Annotated in this window: 12 protein-coding genes and 1 pseudogene; 7 read left to right on the forward strand and 6 right to left on the reverse strand. The window is 65.8% G+C overall.

Features of this window, described 5'->3' with window-relative positions; all coding sequences use genetic code 11:
* Positions 1-44: 44 nt before the first annotated feature.
* Entirely contained in the window at positions 45-950 is a 906-nt protein-coding gene (gene kdgD / locus VW23_RS26930) for a 5-dehydro-4-deoxyglucarate dehydratase (protein WP_069912555.1), read from the reverse strand.
* 217 nt (positions 951-1,167) lie between these two features.
* Here kdgD and VW23_RS26935 point away from each other — a divergent pair, with 217 nt between their 5' ends.
* The 5 genes and pseudogenes from VW23_RS26935 to VW23_RS26955 all read left to right on the forward strand — a co-directional run bounded on the left by VW23_RS26935 (position 1,168) and on the right by VW23_RS26955 (position 7,750).
* The gene (locus VW23_RS26935) at positions 1,168-3,078 is read left to right on the forward strand and encodes an ABC transporter substrate-binding protein (RefSeq protein WP_084646526.1); all 1,911 of its coding nucleotides are present in this window, start codon (positions 1,168-1,170) and stop codon (positions 3,076-3,078) included.
* Between the two features lie 62 nt (positions 3,079-3,140).
* Complete coding sequence (locus VW23_RS26940; RefSeq protein ID WP_069912556.1) at positions 3,141-4,127, forward strand: ABC transporter permease; 987 nt, start codon at positions 3,141-3,143, stop codon at positions 4,125-4,127.
* Positions 4,124-5,281, forward strand: coding sequence for an ABC transporter permease (locus tag VW23_RS26945; RefSeq protein WP_084646527.1), 1,158 nt, complete (start codon positions 4,124-4,126; stop codon positions 5,279-5,281). Before VW23_RS26940 ends, VW23_RS26945 begins: the two co-directional genes overlap by 4 nt.
* A pseudogene (locus tag VW23_RS26950) lies at positions 5,271-7,006 on the forward strand (ABC transporter ATP-binding protein); the annotation flags it as partial. The gene VW23_RS26945 and the pseudogene VW23_RS26950, both read left to right, overlap by 11 nt.
* Positions 6,986-7,750: an NAD-dependent epimerase/dehydratase family protein gene (locus tag VW23_RS26955; protein ID WP_425285230.1), complete on the forward strand. Its 765-nt coding sequence runs from the start codon at positions 6,986-6,988 to the stop codon at positions 7,748-7,750. The pseudogene VW23_RS26950 and the gene VW23_RS26955, both read left to right, overlap by 21 nt.
* 146 nt (positions 7,751-7,896) lie before the next feature.
* On the opposite strand, the gene VW23_RS26960 is transcribed toward VW23_RS26955, so the two are convergent.
* The 5 genes from VW23_RS26960 to VW23_RS26980 form a co-directional block, all read right to left on the reverse strand.
* Positions 7,897-9,192: an alpha/beta fold hydrolase gene (locus tag VW23_RS26960; RefSeq protein WP_069912558.1), complete on the reverse strand. Its 1,296-nt coding sequence runs from the start codon at positions 9,190-9,192 to the stop codon at positions 7,897-7,899.
* Between the two features lie 45 nt (positions 9,193-9,237).
* The gene (locus tag VW23_RS26965) at positions 9,238-10,191 is read right to left on the reverse strand and encodes an ABC transporter permease (protein WP_069912559.1); all 954 of its coding nucleotides are present in this window, start codon (positions 10,189-10,191) and stop codon (positions 9,238-9,240) included.
* Positions 10,188-11,111 carry an ABC transporter permease gene (locus VW23_RS26970; protein WP_069912560.1) on the reverse strand — a complete coding sequence of 308 codons (924 nt, stop codon included), beginning with the start codon at positions 11,109-11,111 and terminating at the stop codon, positions 10,188-10,190. The genes VW23_RS26965 and VW23_RS26970 overlap by 4 nt, the downstream gene beginning before the upstream one ends.
* Positions 11,108-12,952 carry a dipeptide ABC transporter ATP-binding protein gene (locus VW23_RS26975; protein WP_069912561.1) on the reverse strand — a complete coding sequence of 615 codons (1,845 nt, stop codon included), beginning with the start codon at positions 12,950-12,952 and terminating at the stop codon, positions 11,108-11,110. The genes VW23_RS26970 and VW23_RS26975 overlap by 4 nt, the downstream gene beginning before the upstream one ends.
* Before the next feature lie 72 nt (positions 12,953-13,024).
* Positions 13,025-14,782, reverse strand: a complete 1,758-nt coding sequence (locus VW23_RS26980; RefSeq protein ID WP_084646528.1) for an ABC transporter substrate-binding protein — start codon at positions 14,780-14,782, stop codon at positions 13,025-13,027.
* Positions 14,783-14,989: 207 nt separating this feature from the next.
* On the opposite strand from VW23_RS26980, the gene VW23_RS26985 reads away from it, so the two are divergent.
* Complete coding sequence (locus VW23_RS26985; protein WP_069912562.1) at positions 14,990-15,904, forward strand: dihydrodipicolinate synthase family protein; 915 nt, start codon at positions 14,990-14,992, stop codon at positions 15,902-15,904.
* Between the two features lies 1 nt (position 15,905).
* Positions 15,906-17,696, forward strand: coding sequence for an aminopeptidase P family protein (locus VW23_RS26990; RefSeq protein WP_069912563.1), 1,791 nt, complete (start codon positions 15,906-15,908; stop codon positions 17,694-17,696).
* The last annotated feature ends 182 nt before the right edge of the window (positions 17,697-17,878 follow it).

Consider the following 17,878-nt stretch of genomic DNA (forward strand, 5'->3'; position numbering starts at 1 on the left):
CCCTTATCCTCCCCCGCCACGCGGGGGAGGATAAGGGAGAGCCGTCAGGCGTTGGCGGCGATCAGATCCGCCAGCACCTGGCGCTCGCTGGCGTCGAGTTCGGTGAGGGGGGTGCGCACCTTGCCGGCCGAGCGGCCGACGAGGTCGGCGCCGGCCTTGATCATCGACACGGCATAGCCGCGCTTGCGATCACGCAGCTCGATCAGCGGCAGGTAGAAACTCTTCATCAACCCGTCCACCACCACCGTGTCGCGCTGCCGCACGGCGTTGTAGAAGCGCAGCGCCAGCTCGGGCACGAAGTTGAAGACGGCCGAGGAATAGGTGGTGACGCCCATCTCGAGATAGGGCTGGGCGAACACTTCGGCGGTCGGCAGGCCGCCGATATGGACGACGCGATCGCCGAGCCGGTGCGCGACGCGCTGCATCAGTTGCAGGTCGCCGATGCCATCCTTGTAGCCGATGAAGTTCGGGCAGGCCTCGGCCAGCTTTTCCAGCCCGGCCGGCGACAGCCGGGTGTTGTCGCGGGCATAGTAGATGACGCCCAGCCCGACGGCGTCGCAGATCGCCTGCATATGGGCGATGACGCCCTGTTCCTCGGCGAACATCAGGTAATGCGGCAACACCAGGATGCCGGCGGCGCCGGCCTTCTCGGCGCGTTTCGCCAGATCGACCGCCATGCGGGTGCCGTAGCCGACGCCGGCCAGCACCGGCACGTCGGCCGCGCTGTTCTCCACCGCAGTGCGGATCACCGCGTCATACTCGTCATAGCCGATGGAGAAGAACTCGCCGGTGCCGCCCGCCGCGAACAGCCCGGCCGCGCCATAGGACGAGAGCCATTGCAGGCGTTTGGCATAGGAGGCCGCATCGAACTCGCCGTCGGCGCCGAAATCGGTCACCGGGAAGGACAGGAGCCCGGAACCGATCTTCGATTTGATCTCGTCAAAAGTCACCAGGCGTCTCCCAGGGCAGAGAATTAGTACTATTTCTTGGTGCTAGCACCGGCAAAACCCCGCTGTCAACGCAACGAAAGCCGCATCAAGCACGACTCTCGGCAAAGTAGTATGATTTATCGTTTGACAGTGCATTTGCAGTCATACCACATTGCCCCGCCGACGCTGAAGGGGAACGCTCCCAGCGTCCGGATGCAATTTTCGAGGGGAGGGTGAATTGAAGCATTTCCTGATGCCTGTACTGGCCGGCGTATCGATGCTGGCCTTGGCCGGCGCCGCGCTGGCGGTCGATTACAAACAGGCGCCGATGCTGGATGCAGCCGTGACCGACGGCAGCTTGCCGCCGGTGGCCGAGCGCGTCGGCGCCGCGCCACGCGTCATCACGCCGGTCAGCGAAGTCGGCCAGTATGGCGGCACGTTCCGCGGCGGCATGGTGGGCGGCAATGACCGCAACATGCTGTTCACCTACTTCGGCTACGAGCCGCTGCTGGCCTGGGATGCCGACTGGACCGGCGAGATTCAGCCCAACATCGCCAGCGCCTACAGCGTCAGCGAAGACAGCAAATCCTTCACCTTCACGCTGCGCGAGGGGATGAAGTGGTCGGACGGCACGCCGTTCACTGCCGATGACGTCGCCTTCTTCGTTCAGGATGTGCTGCCCGACGAAAAGCTGTTCCCGACCAAGCCGGGCTGGCTGACCGTCGAGGGCGAGCTGCCGACCATCTCCGTTGCCTCACCGACCGAGTTCACCCTGTCGTGGACCAAGCCGAATGGCCTGTTCATCCTCAACGCCGCCAGCGTCTATGGCGTGCAGCTGACCATGCTGAGCAAGGCTTATTGCAGCCAGTTCCTGCCCAAATACAACCCGGAGGCCGATGCCAACGCCAAGGCGGCGGGCGTTGCCGACTGGACCGAGCAGATGGTCAATATGTGCGGCGTCGGTATCGAGAACATCCAGCGCTGGCGCAATCCGGAGCGTCCGACCATCGAGGCCTGGCGCATCACCGAGCCCTATGTGGCGGGCGCCACCCGCGTGGCGCTCGAGCGCAACCCCTATTACTGGAAGGTCGATACAGCAGGGAACCAGCTGCCCTATATCGACGGGCTCTCGATGTCGGTGAATGCCGAGGCGCAGACGCTGCTGCTCAGCGTCCTCGCCGGCGAGATCGACTACGAAGTCCGCCACACCGCCAACACCACCAACCTGCCGGTGCTGTCGGAAGGCCAGGAGGCCGGCAATTTCCGGCTCAGCCCGCGCGAGTCCCGCGTCGGCAACGCGCTGACCATCTCGGTCAACCTCAACTCGCATGATGCGGTGAAGGCGCCGATCTTTGCGAACAAGGATTTCCGCATCGCGCTGTCGCATGCACTCGACCGCCAGGCGATCATCGACACGGTCTATCTGGGGCAGGGCACGCCGCGCCAGGTGGCGCCGCTCGAAGGCACGCCGTTCTACAACGAGAAGCTGGCGACCCAGTATCTCGAGTACAATGCCGATGAAGCCAACCGCCTGCTCGACTCCATTGGCCTCGACAAGCGCGGCAGCAACGGGTTGCGCCTCGCGCCCGACGGCAGCCCGCTGGTGGTCAATGTCGCCGCGGTGACGGCGCTCGGCAACATGGCCGATGTCGCCGAACTGCTGGTGCAGTACTGGCAGGCGGTGGGCGTCGATGCCCGCTTCACCGCCATGGATCGCACTCGCTTCTACGAGGAAAAGACCGCCAGCCAGCACGATATCGTGGTGTGGGGCGCTACTTCGGGCGGCATCGACGTCTATATCGATCCGCGCGACTACTTCCCGTTCTCGACGGAATCGAACTTCGCCGTCGACTGGGCCAAGTTCTACATCAAGGACGGTGGGGTCGAACCACCCGATTACGTGAAGCAGCAATGGGCGCTGTATGACGCGATCAAGGCGACCTCGAACGCCGATGAACAGGCCAAGCTCGTGGGCCAGCTGCTCGATATCAGCGCCGAGCAGTTCTACCAGATCGGCGTCAGCTCGGCGATCCAGGGCTTCTCGGTGGTGTCGAACAAGCTGGGCAACGTGCCTGACGATACCCCGACCGGCTGGATCCATCCGGACCCGGGTACGCTGAACACCGAGCAGTTCTACTTCAAGCAGTAGTTTCCCAAGGTTCGGTCCGGCGGGCGCTGCCCCGCCGGATCGTCCAAGCCACGGGCCGGTTCATGCTCCTCTATATCCTGAAGCGAATAGCCGGCATGGTCCCGGCGATGGTGGCGATTTCGATCCTCGCGTTCACCGTCATCCAGCTGCCGCCGGGCGACTATGTCTCGACCTATGCGGCGCAGATCGCGCAATCGGGCGAAACCGTCGACAGCGCCGTGCTCAACAGCCTGCGCGAGCGCTATGGGCTCGGCGAAAATGTCGTGGTGCAATACTTCAAATGGATCGGCGGCATCGTCACCCGCGGCGATTTCGGCGACAGTTTTGAGTGGAACCAGCCGGTCACCGAACTGATCTGGGGCCGGATGGGAATGACGGCGCTGATCTCGGTGCTGACGCTCATCCTGATGTGGGCGTTCTCGCTGCCAATCGGCATCTACTCGGCTGTGCGGCAATATTCGGTCACCGACTATGTGGCCACCGCCTTTGCCTTTCTCGCCATGGCGACGCCGAATTTCCTCCTCGCCATCGTGCTGCTCTATGCCTCGACCATGTGGTTCGGCGTGTCGGTGGGCGGGCTGTTCTCGCCGGCCTTCGAGAATGCGCCGCTGTCGCTCGCCAAGATCTGGGACTTTGTCACCCATGCCTGGATCCCGATCTTCGTCCTCGGCACCGCTGGCACCGCTTCGCTGATCCGGGTGATGCGCGCCAACCTGCTCGATGAGCTGCACAAGCCCTATGTCGAGGCGGCGCGGTCCAAGGGGATGCCCGAGGGGCGGCTGATCCTCACCTACCCGGTGCGGGTGGCGCTGAACCCGTTCATTTCCACAGTCGGCTGGGTGCTGCCGGCGCTGATCTCGGGGGAGCTGGTGGTCTCCACCGTTCTCAACCTCCCCACTGCCGGGCCGCTGCTGCTGCAGGCGCTGAAGAGCCAGGACATGTACCTCGCCGGCGCCTTTATCCTCTTGAGTGGCGGGCTGGTGCTGATCGGCACGCTGGTGTCCGACATCCTGCTCGCCATCTCCGACCCCAGGATCCGGCTGTCATGAGCGCCCCCACCGAAGCGACCGACATCGAAGCGGGGTTGCTCGACCAGCAGCTCACCGCCGGGCGCCTGCAGGCCGCCGGGCAGTGGACGCTGTTCTGGCACAAGTTCAAGAAGCACAAGCTTGCGGTGCTCTCGCTGGTGATCGTCGGGCTGATCTACTTCGTGGCGTTGTTCGCCGAGTTCCTCGCGCCGCAGGATCCGGCGAAGTTCGATCCGCGCTTCACCTATGTGCCGCCGCAGGCCATCGGCTGGTTCGTCGACGATGGCGCCGGCGGCTCGCGGTTCCAGCCGCATGTCACCGGCTTCGACATCAAGGTCGACGCCAAGAGTTTCCGGCGCATCTTCACCCCCAAGCCGAGCGAGATCATCCCCATCGGGCTGTTCGTCAAAGGCCAGAGCTACAAGATGTGGGGGCTGTTCGATGCCGACATCCACCTGATCGGGCCGCTCGAAAAGAACAAGCCGTTCTTCCTCGCCGGCGGCGACCGGCTCGGCCGGGATCTGCTCAGCCGCACCATCCACGGTACCCGGATTTCGATGTCGATTGGCCTCGTCGGGGTCAGCCTGTCACTGATCATCGGCATGATCCTGGGCGGGATTTCCGGCTATCGCGGCGGCCTCGTCGATCGGGTGATCCAGCGGGTCATCGAGTTCATCCGCTCGGTGCCGACCATTCCGCTATGGCTCGGCCTCGCCGCCGCCATGCCGAAGGACTGGCCACCGCTGCAGGTGTATTTCTCGATCCTCGTCATCCTGTCGCTGATCGGCTGGACCGAGATCGCCCGCGTGGTGCGCGGGCGCTTCCTGAGCCTGAGGAGCGAGGATTTCGTCATCGCGGCGCGGCTCGATGGGGTGAGCGAGTTCCGGCTGATCATGCGCCACATGATGCCGAGCCTCTATTCGCACATCATCGCCGCGGTCACCCTGGCCATCCCGCACATGATCCTCGCTGAAACCGCGCTCAGCTTCCTCGGGCTCGGGCTGCAGCCGCCGATCGTCAGCTGGGGCGTGCTGCTGCAGGATACGCAGAACCTCCGCGCCATCACCCAGGCGCCCTGGCTGTTCGTCCCCGGTATCTGCGTGGTGGTGGCAGTGCTGTCGCTCAACTTCCTCGGAGACGGCGTCCGCGACGCTGCTGATCCCTATGCCAAGTAACGCCGCGCCCAACGCCAAACCGGTCCTCACGGTCAAGAACCTCGCCGTCGAGTTCCCGGTGCACAAATCGGTGGTGCATGCGGTGCGCGGCGTCAGCTTCACCCTGTCGCGTGGCGAGACGCTGTGCCTCGTCGGCGAAAGCGGCTCGGGCAAGAGCGTCACCGCCCGCGCCATCCTGCAGCTCGTCGCCTCGCCGGGCCGTATCACCGCCGGAGAAATCCTGCTCGATACCGGCAGCGGCGAGCTCGATATCGTCAAGCTCGGGGCGCTCGGGCGCGGCATTCGCGAGGTGCGCGGGCGGCGCATCGCGATGATCTTCCAGGAGCCGATGTCGAGCCTGTCGCCGGTGCACACCATCGGTCACCAGATCGTCGAGACCATCCTGCTGCACGAAAAGATCAGCAAGGAGGAAGCGCGGAAGCGGGCCGCCGCCTTGCTCGACCGGGTGCGCATCCCCAACCCCGAGGCAGCGCTCGATCGCTACTCGTTCGAGTTCTCGGGTGGCATGCGGCAGCGCGCCATGATCGCCATGGCGCTCTCGTGCAACCCGGAAATCCTGATTGCCGACGAGCCGACCACGGCGCTCGACGTCACCACCCAGGCCGAGATCCTGTCGCTGCTGCGCGAGCTGCAGCGCGATCGTGGCATGGCGGTGCTGTTCATCACCCACGACATGGGCGTGGTGGCGCAGATCGCCGACCGGGTGATGGTGATGTTCAAGGGCGAGATGGTCGAGCAGGCCGATGTGTTCGACCTGTTCGAGCGACCGCAGCAGCCCTACACCAAGGCGCTGCTCGGCTCGGTGCTGAAGCTCGAAACGCCGGCGCCGCGCCCGCCACGCCCGGCCGAGGAATCGCCGATCGCCGAGATCAGCGACCTGTCGCTGCATTTCCCGCTCAATGTCGGCATGCTGGGCAAGCCCGCCGCCTATCTCAAGGCGATCGACGGGGTCAGCCTCACCATCAACAAGGGCGAAACCGTCGGGGTGGTGGGCGAGAGCGGCTCGGGCAAGACCACGCTGGGCCGCACGCTCTTGCGCATCTACACCCCGACCGGCGGGCAGGTGAACTATTGGCGCGGTGACGGGGTGGAAGTCGACATCGCGCGGCTATCGAAGCGCGAGATGAAATCGCTCTACAGCGAAGTGCGCATGGTGTTTCAGGATCCGCATTCCTCGCTCAACCCGCGGATGACGGTGTACCAGATCATCTCGGAGCCGCTCCGCACCAACACGGCGATGAGCGAGCGCGAGATGCGCGATCGGGTGGCGGAACTGCTGATGCGCGTCGGACTGCCGGCCGATGGCGGCGAGCGCTATCCGCATGCGTTCTCCGGCGGGCAGCGGCAGCGCATCTCGATCGCTCGCGCCATCGCGCTCAGGCCGCGGCTGATCATCGCCGACGAGCCGACCTCGGCGCTCGATGTGTCGCTGCGCCACCAGGTGCTCGACCTGATGCGCGGGCTGCAGGACGAATATGGCCTGTCCTACCTGTTCATCAGCCACGACATTTCGGTGATCCGCTATTTCTGCGACCGCGTCGCGGTGATGAAGAACGGCAAGATCGTCGAAATCGGTGACGTGCAGCAGATTTGTGAGCGGCCCGAGCATCCCTATACTCAGACCCTGATCCGCGCCGTCCCCCGTCCCGATCCGCGCCTGCGGCTTTCGGCCCCCGCCTGAGGAAGATTATGCCTAACATCCTGTTGACGGGCGCCGCCGGCAGGCTCGGCACCCACTTCCGGTCGAGATTTGCCGAGGCGGGGAGGGCGGTGCTGGCGACCGACATCGCGGCCCCGGCTGACGGCGGGTCCGTAGTGCTCGCCGACCTCGCCGACCGCGCGGCGATCGATGACCTGATGCAGCAGGACATCTCGGCCGTGGTGCACCTGGGCGGCATGGCCAACGAGAAGCCGTGGCAGGCGATCCTCGACGCCAATATCGCCGGCACCTACAATATCTTCGAAAGTGCCCGCAAAGCCGGGGTGAAGCGGGTGATCTACGCCTCGTCCTACCATGTGCTGGGCATGCACGAGGTCGCCGCTGCGCCGCTCGACCGCCACGCCGAGGTGCGGCCGGATTCGCTCTATGCGGTGAGCAAACTGTTCGGCGAGAACCTTAGTCGGCTCTACCACGACAAGTTCGGTATCGGTTGCCTCAACATCCGGATCTGCGCCGCCAACAACCCGGGCTCGCAGCGCGACATCAGGATCTGGTGCGATCGCGACGACCTGTGGCGCCTGGTGCTCGCCGGGCTCGACGCACCGGAGCTCGGCTATCGCACGGTGTTCGGCATCTCCGACAATGCGGGGGCCTGGTACGTGAACGAGGCGGACCAGACGCTGGGCTGGACGCCGGAGCATGGCTCAGGCGAGCTGCCGGTTCCGGCAGGCGGCTGGCCGGCGCCGGACCCGGAGGTGGCGGTGCTGCAGGGCGGCGGCTTTGCGGTGCGGGGGCATTTTGAGGATTGAGGAGGCGGTGTGCTTGGCTGCCCCTCACCCTGACCCTCTCCCCAGAGGGGCGAGGGGACGCACTTTGCACCGGCGGTGCCCCTATCGCCCCCTCGCCCCTCTGGGGAGAGGGCTGGGGTGAGGGGCGCCAAGCGCGCTGTCGTCGACTACCCCCTCACCGGCCCACCCGCTTCCTTCACCATTTCCACCAGCCGCTTGAACACATTGCCGCCCTGGCGGATGCCGTCGTGTTCGTATTCGTTGGTGACCCAGTGCTGGAGGTTGCCGACGGCGGCGGCGGTTTCGAGGGAGAGGCCCGCGTCGACATAGAGATCGTCGTAATAGACCACGGCGCTCACCGGCACCTGGTTGGTCGCGAGGCGTGTGGGGTCGTAGAGCTTCGAGTAGCTCTGGCGCGCCGCCAGGGTTTCGACGCCGGCGCGGAACGGGCGGAGCGAGTGGATCTCCTCGAACATCCAGGGGAACATCATCTCGCCGGTGAACAGCAGCGGGCGGGCGGCGGGATCGAACTCGGGGTGGGTTGTGCGGACCCGCTCGGCGGCCCAGTTGGTGGCGCCGGCGCCGTGGCCGTAGATGCTCTCCTGCAGCGCGGCAAAGAGCGGGCCGCTGTCATAGCTGGTGAGGCTCATGACGCTGAACAGGAAGTGATCCGACAGCCGATCCGGAGCGGAGAAGGCTTCGTCGATCAGCCAGTGGACGTTCTCGTGGCCGGGGGCCATGCCGAGATCGATGCCGATGGTCTGCAGCCGTTTGACGGTAAGCCGGTCGCCATCGGGCAGGCGGACGTCGTTGCCGTCGATGAAGTCGGCGATGGCGGTGACGCGGGCGACGTCATCGGGATAGCGCTTGTAATAGAGCCGGCTCTTGCCTGCCGCGCGCGGGTAGGTGCGGCGGTAGACCTCGTCGGCATTGGGTACGAGGCTGGCGAGGCCGCCAGCGACGTAGCACGCGGCGAGCGCCTCGGGGTAGCGCGACAAATAGGTGAGGGTAAGGAAGCCGCCATAGCTCTGGCCGAGCGATTCCCAGCGCTTCTTGGGAAACAGGGTTTTGCGGGCCTGCTCGAAATCGTCGACGATCGAGTCGGCGCGGAAGTGGCTGAGATAGTCGGCGGCGGCATCCCCATTGGCAAAGCCCGCCATGGTGGCGGCTTCGATGCGAGTGGAGCGGCCGGTGCCGCGCTGGTCGGGGAGGATGACGCGATGCGTCTTCAGCGCCTCGGCCAGCCAGGACGGGCTGCCCTTGGTCGGACGCGGCGACTTGCCGCCCGGGCCGCCCTGCAGGAAGACCAGCAGCGGCAGGTCGTCATGGCGTTTGGTCGGGTCGACCACCTCGCGCACGAACAGCTCGATGGTGGCGCCCTCGGGTTTGCTCCAGTCGAGCGGCACCGGCAGCAGGTGGTCGCGGATCAGCATGCCGGGGATGGTGTATTCGGCGACGGGCATTTTTGTCTCCTTCTGGCTCCCCTCCCCTCAAGGGGGAGGGGAGCTCTACCGCACACGCGGATCGAGCAGCACATAGGCGATGTCGACGATGATGTTGGCGACGACGATGAACAGGCCGCCGAGCAGCACCACGCCGATGATGATCGGCCGGTCCTGGTTGGCCACGGCCTGCACCGCGAGAGCGCCGACGCCTTGCAGGCCATAGACCTGTTCGATGACGATGGCGCCGCCGAGCAAGAGCGCGATATCGGCGCCGAGCTGGGTGGCGAGCGGGGTGAGGGTGGCGCGCATGCCGTGCTTCCACACCACCTTTCGCTCCGAAAGCCCCTTGGCGCGGGCGGTGCGGATGTAATCCTCGCCCATTACTTCGAGCATCTGACCGCGGGTCAGCCGCGCATAGACCGCGGCGGTGGTCAGCGCCAGGGTGGTCCAGGGCAGGATCAGGTGCCAGGCCCAGATCGCTGGGTTGGGGAGGAACGGCTTGAAGCCACCGGCCGGGAACAGCATGAAGCCCGATTGCCGCGGCAGGAAATAGAACAGATAGAGCGACATCATGCCGAGCACGAAAGTCGGGAAGCTGAGGCCGATAAGGATGAAGCCCTGACCCAAGCGGTCGCGCACCGCGCCGGGATGACGCGCCGACATGATGCCGATGGGGATGCCGACGGCGAGCCAGACCAGCACGCCACCCACCACCAGCGATAGGGTGGCAGGCAAGCGGTTGAAGATCAGCTTCGCGACGGGCTGCTGGTTGCGGTAGGAAAAGCCGAGGTCGCCGGTCACGGCCTTGCCGAGAAAGCTCAGATATTGCTCGTGAATCGGCCGATCTAGGCCGAGATTGGTGCGGATCTGGATCAGCTGCGTCTCGGTCGCCTTGTCACCCGCCACCATGCGGGCCGGATCGCCCGGGGCGACGAAGAACAGGAAAAACACGAACATGCTGAGGGTGAGGAGGATCAGCGCGCCGAACGCCACCCGGCCAAGGAGATAGCGGATCATTTCGGTTTCCTCCGCACTGGCCGGCCGCGCGGATCGAGCGCATCGCGCAGGCCATCCCCGAGGATGTTGAAGGCGAGAGTGGTGAACAGCAGCGCGAGGCCGGGGATCAGCACCAGCCAGGACGCGACGAGGTAGAGCGAGTTGCCGGCGGCGTCGGCCAGCATGCCGCCCCAGCTCGGAGCGGGCGGCACGATGCCCATGCCGAGAAAGCTCAGCGTCGCCTCGAAGACGATGGAGCCCGGGATCATCATGGTGGTGTAGACGATGATCGGCACGCTGAGGTTGGGCAGGATGTCGATGAACATGATCGACAGCGGCCCGGCACCGAGCGAACGACTGGCTTCGACGAATTCCTGCCGGCGCAGCGACATCATCTGGCCGCGGATGACGCGGCCCATGGTGGTCCAGCTGAAGAACACGATGACGCCGATCGAAAGCGACAGGCTGGGGCCGAACACCGAGACCAGCGCCAGCGCGCAGAGCAGGAACGGCACGCTCATCACCAGATCCATGGCGCGGCTCAGCACGGTATCGACCCAGCCGCCGAAATAGCCGGCAACCATGCCGACGGTGATGCCGATCAGCGCCGCGACCACTGCGGCGAGCACGCCGACGGTCAGCGAAACCTGCGCCCCATAGGCGAGGCGGACGAGGACATCACGGCCCAGGTGATCGGTGCCGAACAGGAATTCGGCATTGGGCGCCACCGGCAGGCCCATCTCCGAGAGGCCGGTATCGCGGTACTGCTCGATGGCGGAGTGGCCGGTCAGCGCCGAAATCCACGGTGCCGAGAGGGCGAACAGCACCACCAGCACGATGAAGACCAGCGCGGCGATGATGGCTGGATCGCGCCCGAGCCGGCGCAGCGTCAGCGCCAGCGAACCGCGCTGGATGACGGGGATGGCAGCCTGGGTGCTCATGCGACCTCCACGACATTGGAGGAGACCAGCGTGCGGCCGGCGGCGGGGTGGCGAGGCGGGGTGGTGACCGAGGCGGCGAGCAGCGTCCTGGTGTAGGGGTGCTGCGGGGCGCGGTAGAGCGTCTCGGCGTCGGCGAGCTCGACGATCTGGCCGGCCTGCATCACCGCGATGCGGTCGCAGACATGCCGGACCACGGCGAGATCGTGCGAGATGAACAGGTAGGTGAGGTCGAGGTCGCGTTGCAGCGACCGCATCAGGTTCAGCACCTGCGCCTGGATCGACACGTCGAGGGCAGAGACCGGCTCGTCATAGATGATCAGCGACGGGTTGAGCGCCAAAGCGCGGGCGATGCCGATGCGCTGGCGTTGGCCGCCGGAGAATTCGGCGGGAAAGCGGTTGTAGTGCTCGGGGTTGAGGCCGACGAGCTCCATCAGCCGCTGCACTTCGCGCTTCCGTTCCGTACCCGAGGCAAGGCTGTGGATGCGGTAGGGATCGCCGATAATGGCGCCGACACGGCGACGGGGGTTGAGTGCGCCGAACGGGTTCTGGAACACCAGCTGTACCTCGCGCCGCATCGCCTGCCAGGCGCGACCATCGAGCGAACCGAGATCGCGGCCGAGCAGCGATACCTTGCCATGGGTCATCGGGATCAGGCCGGCAAGGACGCGGGCGAAAGTGGATTTTCCGCAGCCGCTCTCGCCGACAAGGCCGAGGGTTTCGCCGCGGTGGAGCTCGAGATCGATGCCCTTCAGCACCTCGAAGCCGGCGCCGGGGTTGAACAGGCTGCCGCCGCCATAGGTCAGGCGGACGCCCTCGACTTTGACCACGATCTCGTCGGCGGCCGGGGCCTTGGCGATGCCGGCGACGCTGGCGGCGGCATCGGCGGGCGGGCCTTCGAGCCAGCACAGCGACTGCAGGCCATCGCTGAAGACGCGGAGCGGTGGCGCTTCGGTGGTGCAGCGGGGCAGGGCGCTGGCGCAGCGCGGCGCGAACACGCATCCTTTGGGGGTGTCGAGCAGGCTGGGCGGGCGGCCGGGGATCGGCACCAGCTCGGCGCCGGCCTCGTAATTGGCCGGCGAGGAGGCGAGCAGCCCGGCCGTGTAGGGGTGAGCAGGGGCGGCGAAGAGCGCGGAGCTCGGCCCCAGTTCCATCCGACGGCCGGCATACATCACCATGACATGGTCGGCGATGCTGGAGAGCAACCCGAGATCGTGGGTGATCATCACCACGGTGGTGCCGCGCTCGCGCCGCATCTCGTCGAGCAGCGCGACGATCTGCGCCTGCACCGTGACATCGAGGGCGGTGGTGGGTTCGTCCGCGATGACCAAAGGCGGGTTGAGGATCAGCGCCATGGCGATCATCACCCGCTGGCGCATGCCGCCGGAAAACTGGTGCGGGAAACTGTCGAAGCGACGATCGGCTTCGCTGATGCCGACGCGGGCGAGGAGGTCGATGGCGCGGCGGCGCGCCACCGTTTTCTCCACCTTCTCGTGGGCGTGGATCATCTCGGTGATCTGACTACCGACGGTGTAATAGGGGTGGAGGCTCGACATCGGATCCTGAAAGATCATGCCGATGCGCGAGCCGCGGATCGATTGCAGTTCGGCGGGCTTCAGGCCGAGGAGATTGCGGCCCTCGAACAGCACGTCGCCAGTCACTATCGCGTTGGGGAGGAGGCCGAGGATGGCCTGGGTCAGGACGCTCTTGCCCGAGCCGGACTCGCCGGCGATGCCGAACAGTTCGCCGGCTTCGAGCGCGAAGGAGACGTCGCGCACCGCGTGGATCACGCCGTCCTCAGTGGGGATATCGACGCTCAGATGCCGCGCTTCGAGAACTGCCACGCAACCACTCCAGCCAGAAGAAACTGAGGCCCCGCGCCGGAGCACGGGACCTCGTGAGCGTAGGGCCCCAGCCTATTGCTGCAGCCAGACGTTGGTCCAGTCGCCCTGGACGCCGATCGAGTAGGGCTGGAAGTTCTGCACTGCGGCGCCATGGTAGAGCACGATCAGGTTGGCGATCAGCGGCACCACCGGCGCATCGGCCATTACCAGCTCATCGACCTGAGCCCAGAGCGCGCCGACTTCTTCGGGCGTCGTGGCGTTGATCGCCTGCTGGCCGAGCTCGTTGGCCTTGTCGTTGTTGTAGTCGGTGTAGTTGTAGGTCTGGTGCGTGCCGTCATAGCTGAACTGCGGCTGGAACACCGAGCGCGCCGAGCCGCCGGCCCAATCCGGGGTCCAGCCGACCGGGGCGATATCCCAGGTGCCTTCCTGGGTGTTCACCGGGTTGGTCATGAACTTCGAATAATAGTCGGCCGGAGCCACCGGGGTCAGCTCGAGGGTGATGCCGGCCTTGGCCATCGAGGCCTGGATGGTCTGCGCCACCGCCGGCTCGTTGCCCTTGTTGCGGAACGGCATTTTCAGCGTGATGCCGTTGGGGAAGCCGGCTTCGGCGAGCAGCGCCTTGGCCTTTTCCGGGTCGCCCTTGGCGTCGGGCGAGGGGTAGAGGTCGAACTCGTGATAGCCGAGCACGCCGAGGCCGAAAATGCCGTTGACGGGCTTGGCGATCGAGGGCCCGCCCATCTGCTGGACGATGGCGGCCTTGTCGACGGCGTAGTTCAGCGCCTGGCGGACCTTCAGGTCCTTGAGCGCGCCGTTATTGTTGCCCGAAACGGTGTTGATGAAGATGAAGTTAGTGTTGCCCGATGACACCGTCATCAGCTTTTCGTCGCCCTGCGCGGTCAGCATCGAGAGGATGGCCGGCGGGATGGTGACGTCATAGGTCATGTCGCCGTCGCCCGATTGCAGCTGCTGCATGATGGCGTCGACGGTGAGGCCGAAAGTGATGTCGATCTGGTCGACATAGGCCTTGCGCAGCGGATCGCTGTCGGCGGTCCAGGCCGGGTTGCGCACCAGCTGCAGCGACGAATCCGGGGTGTAGGCGCCCGGGGTGTAAGGGCCGCTGGCGATGAAATTGCTGCGGTAATCCGGGCCATCCGGCAGGTAGTCGAGCACTTCGATCGGCGCCGGGGCGGAGGTGGCGAGCGACAGCATGTAGATGAAGTCGCCGGCGCGCTGCGTCAGCTTGATCACCACGGTCTCATCATCAGGCGTCTCGATGCCGATGATGTCGTTGCCCTCGATATAGGCCTTCATCGCCTCGACGGTCGGTTCGACCTTGGAAAAGCCGTCGCAGAACTCGGCCATGCCGGCGACGAGGCTCGAATAATAGGTCAATGCCGCCGAGCCGAGCGCCGGGTTGCACATGCGCTTGAAGCCGCGCTCGAGGTCGGCTGAGGTGATCTGGCGGGCGCCCGAGGGGGCGTTCCACTGCGCGCCCTGGCGGAGCTTGAAGGTATAGGTGAGCCCGTCATCGGTCGGCTGCGGCACTTCGGTGGCGAGGTCGCCCTTGGGGGTGATGCGCACCGTCTCGTCGGTCGAGGCTTCGTAGGAGATCAACTGGCGCGATACGGCGCGCAGGAAATTGTTGGTGGTGACCAGAGCCGCGGACGTGGGGTCGAAATGGTCGAGATCCTCGGTGCCGAGGATGCGCAGGGTGCCGCCGGGCTGGGCGTCCTGCGCGAAGCTCGGCAGGGCCGACAGGGCCGTTGCGACGAGGCCGGCGAGCGCCAGCCGGGGCAGCAGATTCCGGCGTTTCGGGGTGGTATGCGCCATGGGTTCCCTCCTGAGGTGGACGAGCGGCCGCAGACGGCAACCGCTCCCGTGCCGAGATAGTCGACAGTCTGTACGCAGCTTGTCAATAGTAATGTCGACAACTTGCCGACAGTTGCATTTCATCCTATGAGAGCTACAAAGCCGGACGTCGCTTTGCGTCCGAGACCGACGAGTGCGGCCGTTGCCCGCGGAGACAAGGACCAGACGATGCAAAAGAGCGATTTCCGCGGCGTGTTCCCGGCGATCACCACCAAGATGACTAGCGATCAGGAGGTAGACCTCGCGGCCGTGCGGGCTGACGTCGCCTACCAGATCGAATCCGGCGTCGACGGGGTCATCGTCTGCGGCTCGCTCGGTGAAGCCTCGAGCCTGACGCGTGAGGAAAAGCTCGCTATCGCCAAGGCGGCGATCGCGGAAGCCGCGGGCCGGAAGCCCATCCTGCTCACCATTGCCGAGGATTCGACCCGGGCCGGTGCCGTGCTCGCCGCCGAAGCCGAAGCGATCGGCATCGAGGGGCTGATGGTGCTGCCGGCGATGCGCTATCTCGCCGACGATCGCGAAGTGGTGGCGCATTATCGGGCCATCGCCGCTGCATCCGGCCTGCCGATCATCATCTACAACAACCCGATCGCCTACGGCATCAACGTCACCGAAGAGATGCTGAAGGAAATGGCGGACGAGCCGAAATTCGTCGCCATCAAGGAATCGACCGGCGATACGCGCCGCATCAACGAGACGCTGCGGGCGCTGGGTGATCGCTACCAGCTTTTGACCGGCGTCGATGACCTGGCGCTCGAAAGCCTGATCCTCGGCTGTTCGGGCTGGATCGCCGGGCTGGTGGTGGCGTTCCCGCGCGAGACGGTCGCCATTTACAAACTGGCGGCAGAGGGCCGCATCCCCGAGGCGATGGAGATCTATCGCTGGTTCCTGCCGCTGCTCAGCATGGATATCGGGCCGAAATTCGTCCAGAACATCAAGCTGGTCGAGGCCATTGTCCGCGGCACCTCGCCGGTGACCCGGGCGCCGCGGCTGCCGCTGGTCGGGGCCGAAGAAGCACGGGTGCGTGCCATCACCGAGGCCGGGCTGAAGAGCCGGCCGGATCTGAGCAAGTACGGCTTCTGAGATGAACCGGCTCGAAGCGCTCCGGGCCCATCTCGGAGCTTTAGGGATCGACGGGGTGATCGTGCCGCGCTTCGATGCCCACCAGGGTGAGTATTGCGCGCCGCATGACGAGCGGCTGCGCTATCTCACCGGCTTCACCGGCTCGGCGGGGGTCGCGCTGGTCACCGCCGACAGTGCGGTGATCTTCGTCGATGGCCGCTACCAGGTGCAGGTGCGCCAGGAAGTCGATCTCGAGGCGTTCGAGATCTCGCATTTCTATGATTTTCCGCTGGAGCGCTGGCTCGGTGAGAAGTTGCACGGCGGACAACTGACGTTGCCGCGGAACCGGCGCATCGGTTTCAACCCGATGCTGATCCCGTCCGACCTGCATCAGCGGCTGGTGGCGGCGATGCAGCAGGCCGGTGGCGAACTGGTGCCGCTCGACGCCGATCCGATCGATGCGATCTGGCCGGATCAGCCGGAGCCGCCGACCGGGCGGATCAGCAGTTTTGCCAATGCCGGCGAGACGGCTCTGTCGAAGCGCCGCCGGATCGGGGCGCGCCTGGCCGAGCTGGGGGCGGATTTCCTGGTCGAGACGCAGCCGGACAATATCGCCTGGCTGCTCAATGTGCGGGGGAGCGACGTCAAATACACGCCGCTGCCGCAATCGTTCCTCTTGCTCGACAAGAGCGGCGATACCGAGTGGTTCGTCGACGAACGAAAACTTCCCAATGATCGCGAGGCCTATGAGCTCGAGGCGGTAACGACGCGTTCGCCGGCCGACCTGCTCGCCGGCATCGCGGCGCGTTCGGGCGGCAAGCGGGCGCTGGTCGATCCGCGCTTCGCCTCGGTGGCGGCGGCGCTGGCGGTAAGCGGGGCAGGCGGCACGGTGCTGTCGGAAACGAGCCCGATCACCGTCGCCAAGGCGATCAAGAACAGCACTGAACTCGACGGCTTCCGCGCGTCGCATGTCAGCGACGGCGTGGCGTTGACCGAGTTCCTGAGCTGGCTGCATGAGCATGTGGCCGTGCGCGAGGCATCGGGTAACGCGATCACCGAACTCGAAGCCGAGGACAAGCTGCTGGAGTTCCGCTCGCGGGGCGAGGGTTTTGTCGAGCCGAGCTTCCGCTCGATCTCGGCTTCGGCGGCCAACGCCGTGATGTGCCACTACGCGTCGAGCGAAGCGACTAATGCGCCGCTCACCACCCAAGGCGTCTACCTGATCGATTCCGGCGGGCAGTATCTCACCGGCACCACCGACGTCACCCGCACCACGGCCTTCGCGCCGGTGTCCGACGAGGTGCGCCGCACCTATACTGCGGTGCTCAAGGGTTTCGTGGCGCTGATGACGGCGCAGTTCCCGGTGACGGCCAGGGGCCATCACCTCGATGCGCTGGCGCGGCGGCCGCTCTGGGATCTCGGGCTCGACTACGACCACGGCACCGGGCACGGGGTCGGGCACTTCCTTTCGGTGCACGAACACCCGCAGCGCTTCGGCAAGGTGGTCAACAATTATGAGTTCGCCCCCGGCGTGATCATGACCATCGAGCCCGGCTATTACCGCGAAGGCGAGTTCGGGCTCCGCGTCGAGAACCAGGTGGAGACCGTCGCCGCAGCGCCGGGGTTCCTCCGCTTCGAGACGCTGACGCTGGCGCCGATCGACCTGGCCTTGGCGGAGGTGAGCGCGCTGACCGGCGAGGAGGTGGCGTGGATCGACGGCTATCATGCGCGCGTGCGTGAGGCGCTGTCGGACAAGCTGTCGCCGTCGGCACGGGCCTGGCTCGAGCGGATGACGGCGGCGATCTCTCAGTAGGCGCCGTTCTCTAATAAGTGTGGGTGGACTGCCCCTCACCCTAGCTCCCTCCCCAGCGGGGGGAGGGGACGCACTTTGCACCTGGCTCTTATACCCCTCTCACGCCGCCCACGAGCCGACATGTGTGACACTACCATGCTGCAGCACTACTAGAAGTCTGTGACTCAGAGGCAGCAGAGTAT

Source organism: Devosia insulae DS-56 (assembly GCF_000970465.2).
Lineage (GTDB): Bacteria > Pseudomonadota > Alphaproteobacteria > Rhizobiales > Devosiaceae > Devosia_A > Devosia_A insulae.

What these genes read in the sequence shown, in the direction of transcription:
- VW23_RS26940 (WP_069912556.1), top strand. Translation starts at nt 3,141, where the DNA reads ATGCTCCTCTATATCCTGAAGCGAATAGCCGGCATGGTCCCGGCGATG.
- VW23_RS26945 (WP_084646527.1), top strand. Translation starts at nt 4,124, where the DNA reads ATGAGCGCCCCCACCGAAGCGACCGACATCGAAGCGGGGTTGCTCGAC.
- VW23_RS26960 (WP_069912558.1), bottom strand. Translation starts at nt 9,192, where the DNA reads ATGCCCGTCGCCGAATACACCATCCCCGGCATGCTGATCCGCGACCAC.
- VW23_RS26965 (WP_069912559.1), bottom strand. Translation starts at nt 10,191, where the DNA reads ATGATCCGCTATCTCCTTGGCCGGGTGGCGTTCGGCGCGCTGATCCTC.
- VW23_RS26970 (WP_069912560.1), bottom strand. Translation starts at nt 11,111, where the DNA reads ATGAGCACCCAGGCTGCCATCCCCGTCATCCAGCGCGGTTCGCTGGCG.
- VW23_RS26980 (WP_084646528.1), bottom strand. Translation starts at nt 14,782, where the DNA reads ATGGCGCATACCACCCCGAAACGCCGGAATCTGCTGCCCCGGCTGGCG.
- VW23_RS26985 (WP_069912562.1), top strand. Translation starts at nt 14,990, where the DNA reads ATGCAAAAGAGCGATTTCCGCGGCGTGTTCCCGGCGATCACCACCAAG.
- VW23_RS26990 (WP_069912563.1), top strand. Translation starts at nt 15,906, where the DNA reads ATGAACCGGCTCGAAGCGCTCCGGGCCCATCTCGGAGCTTTAGGGATC.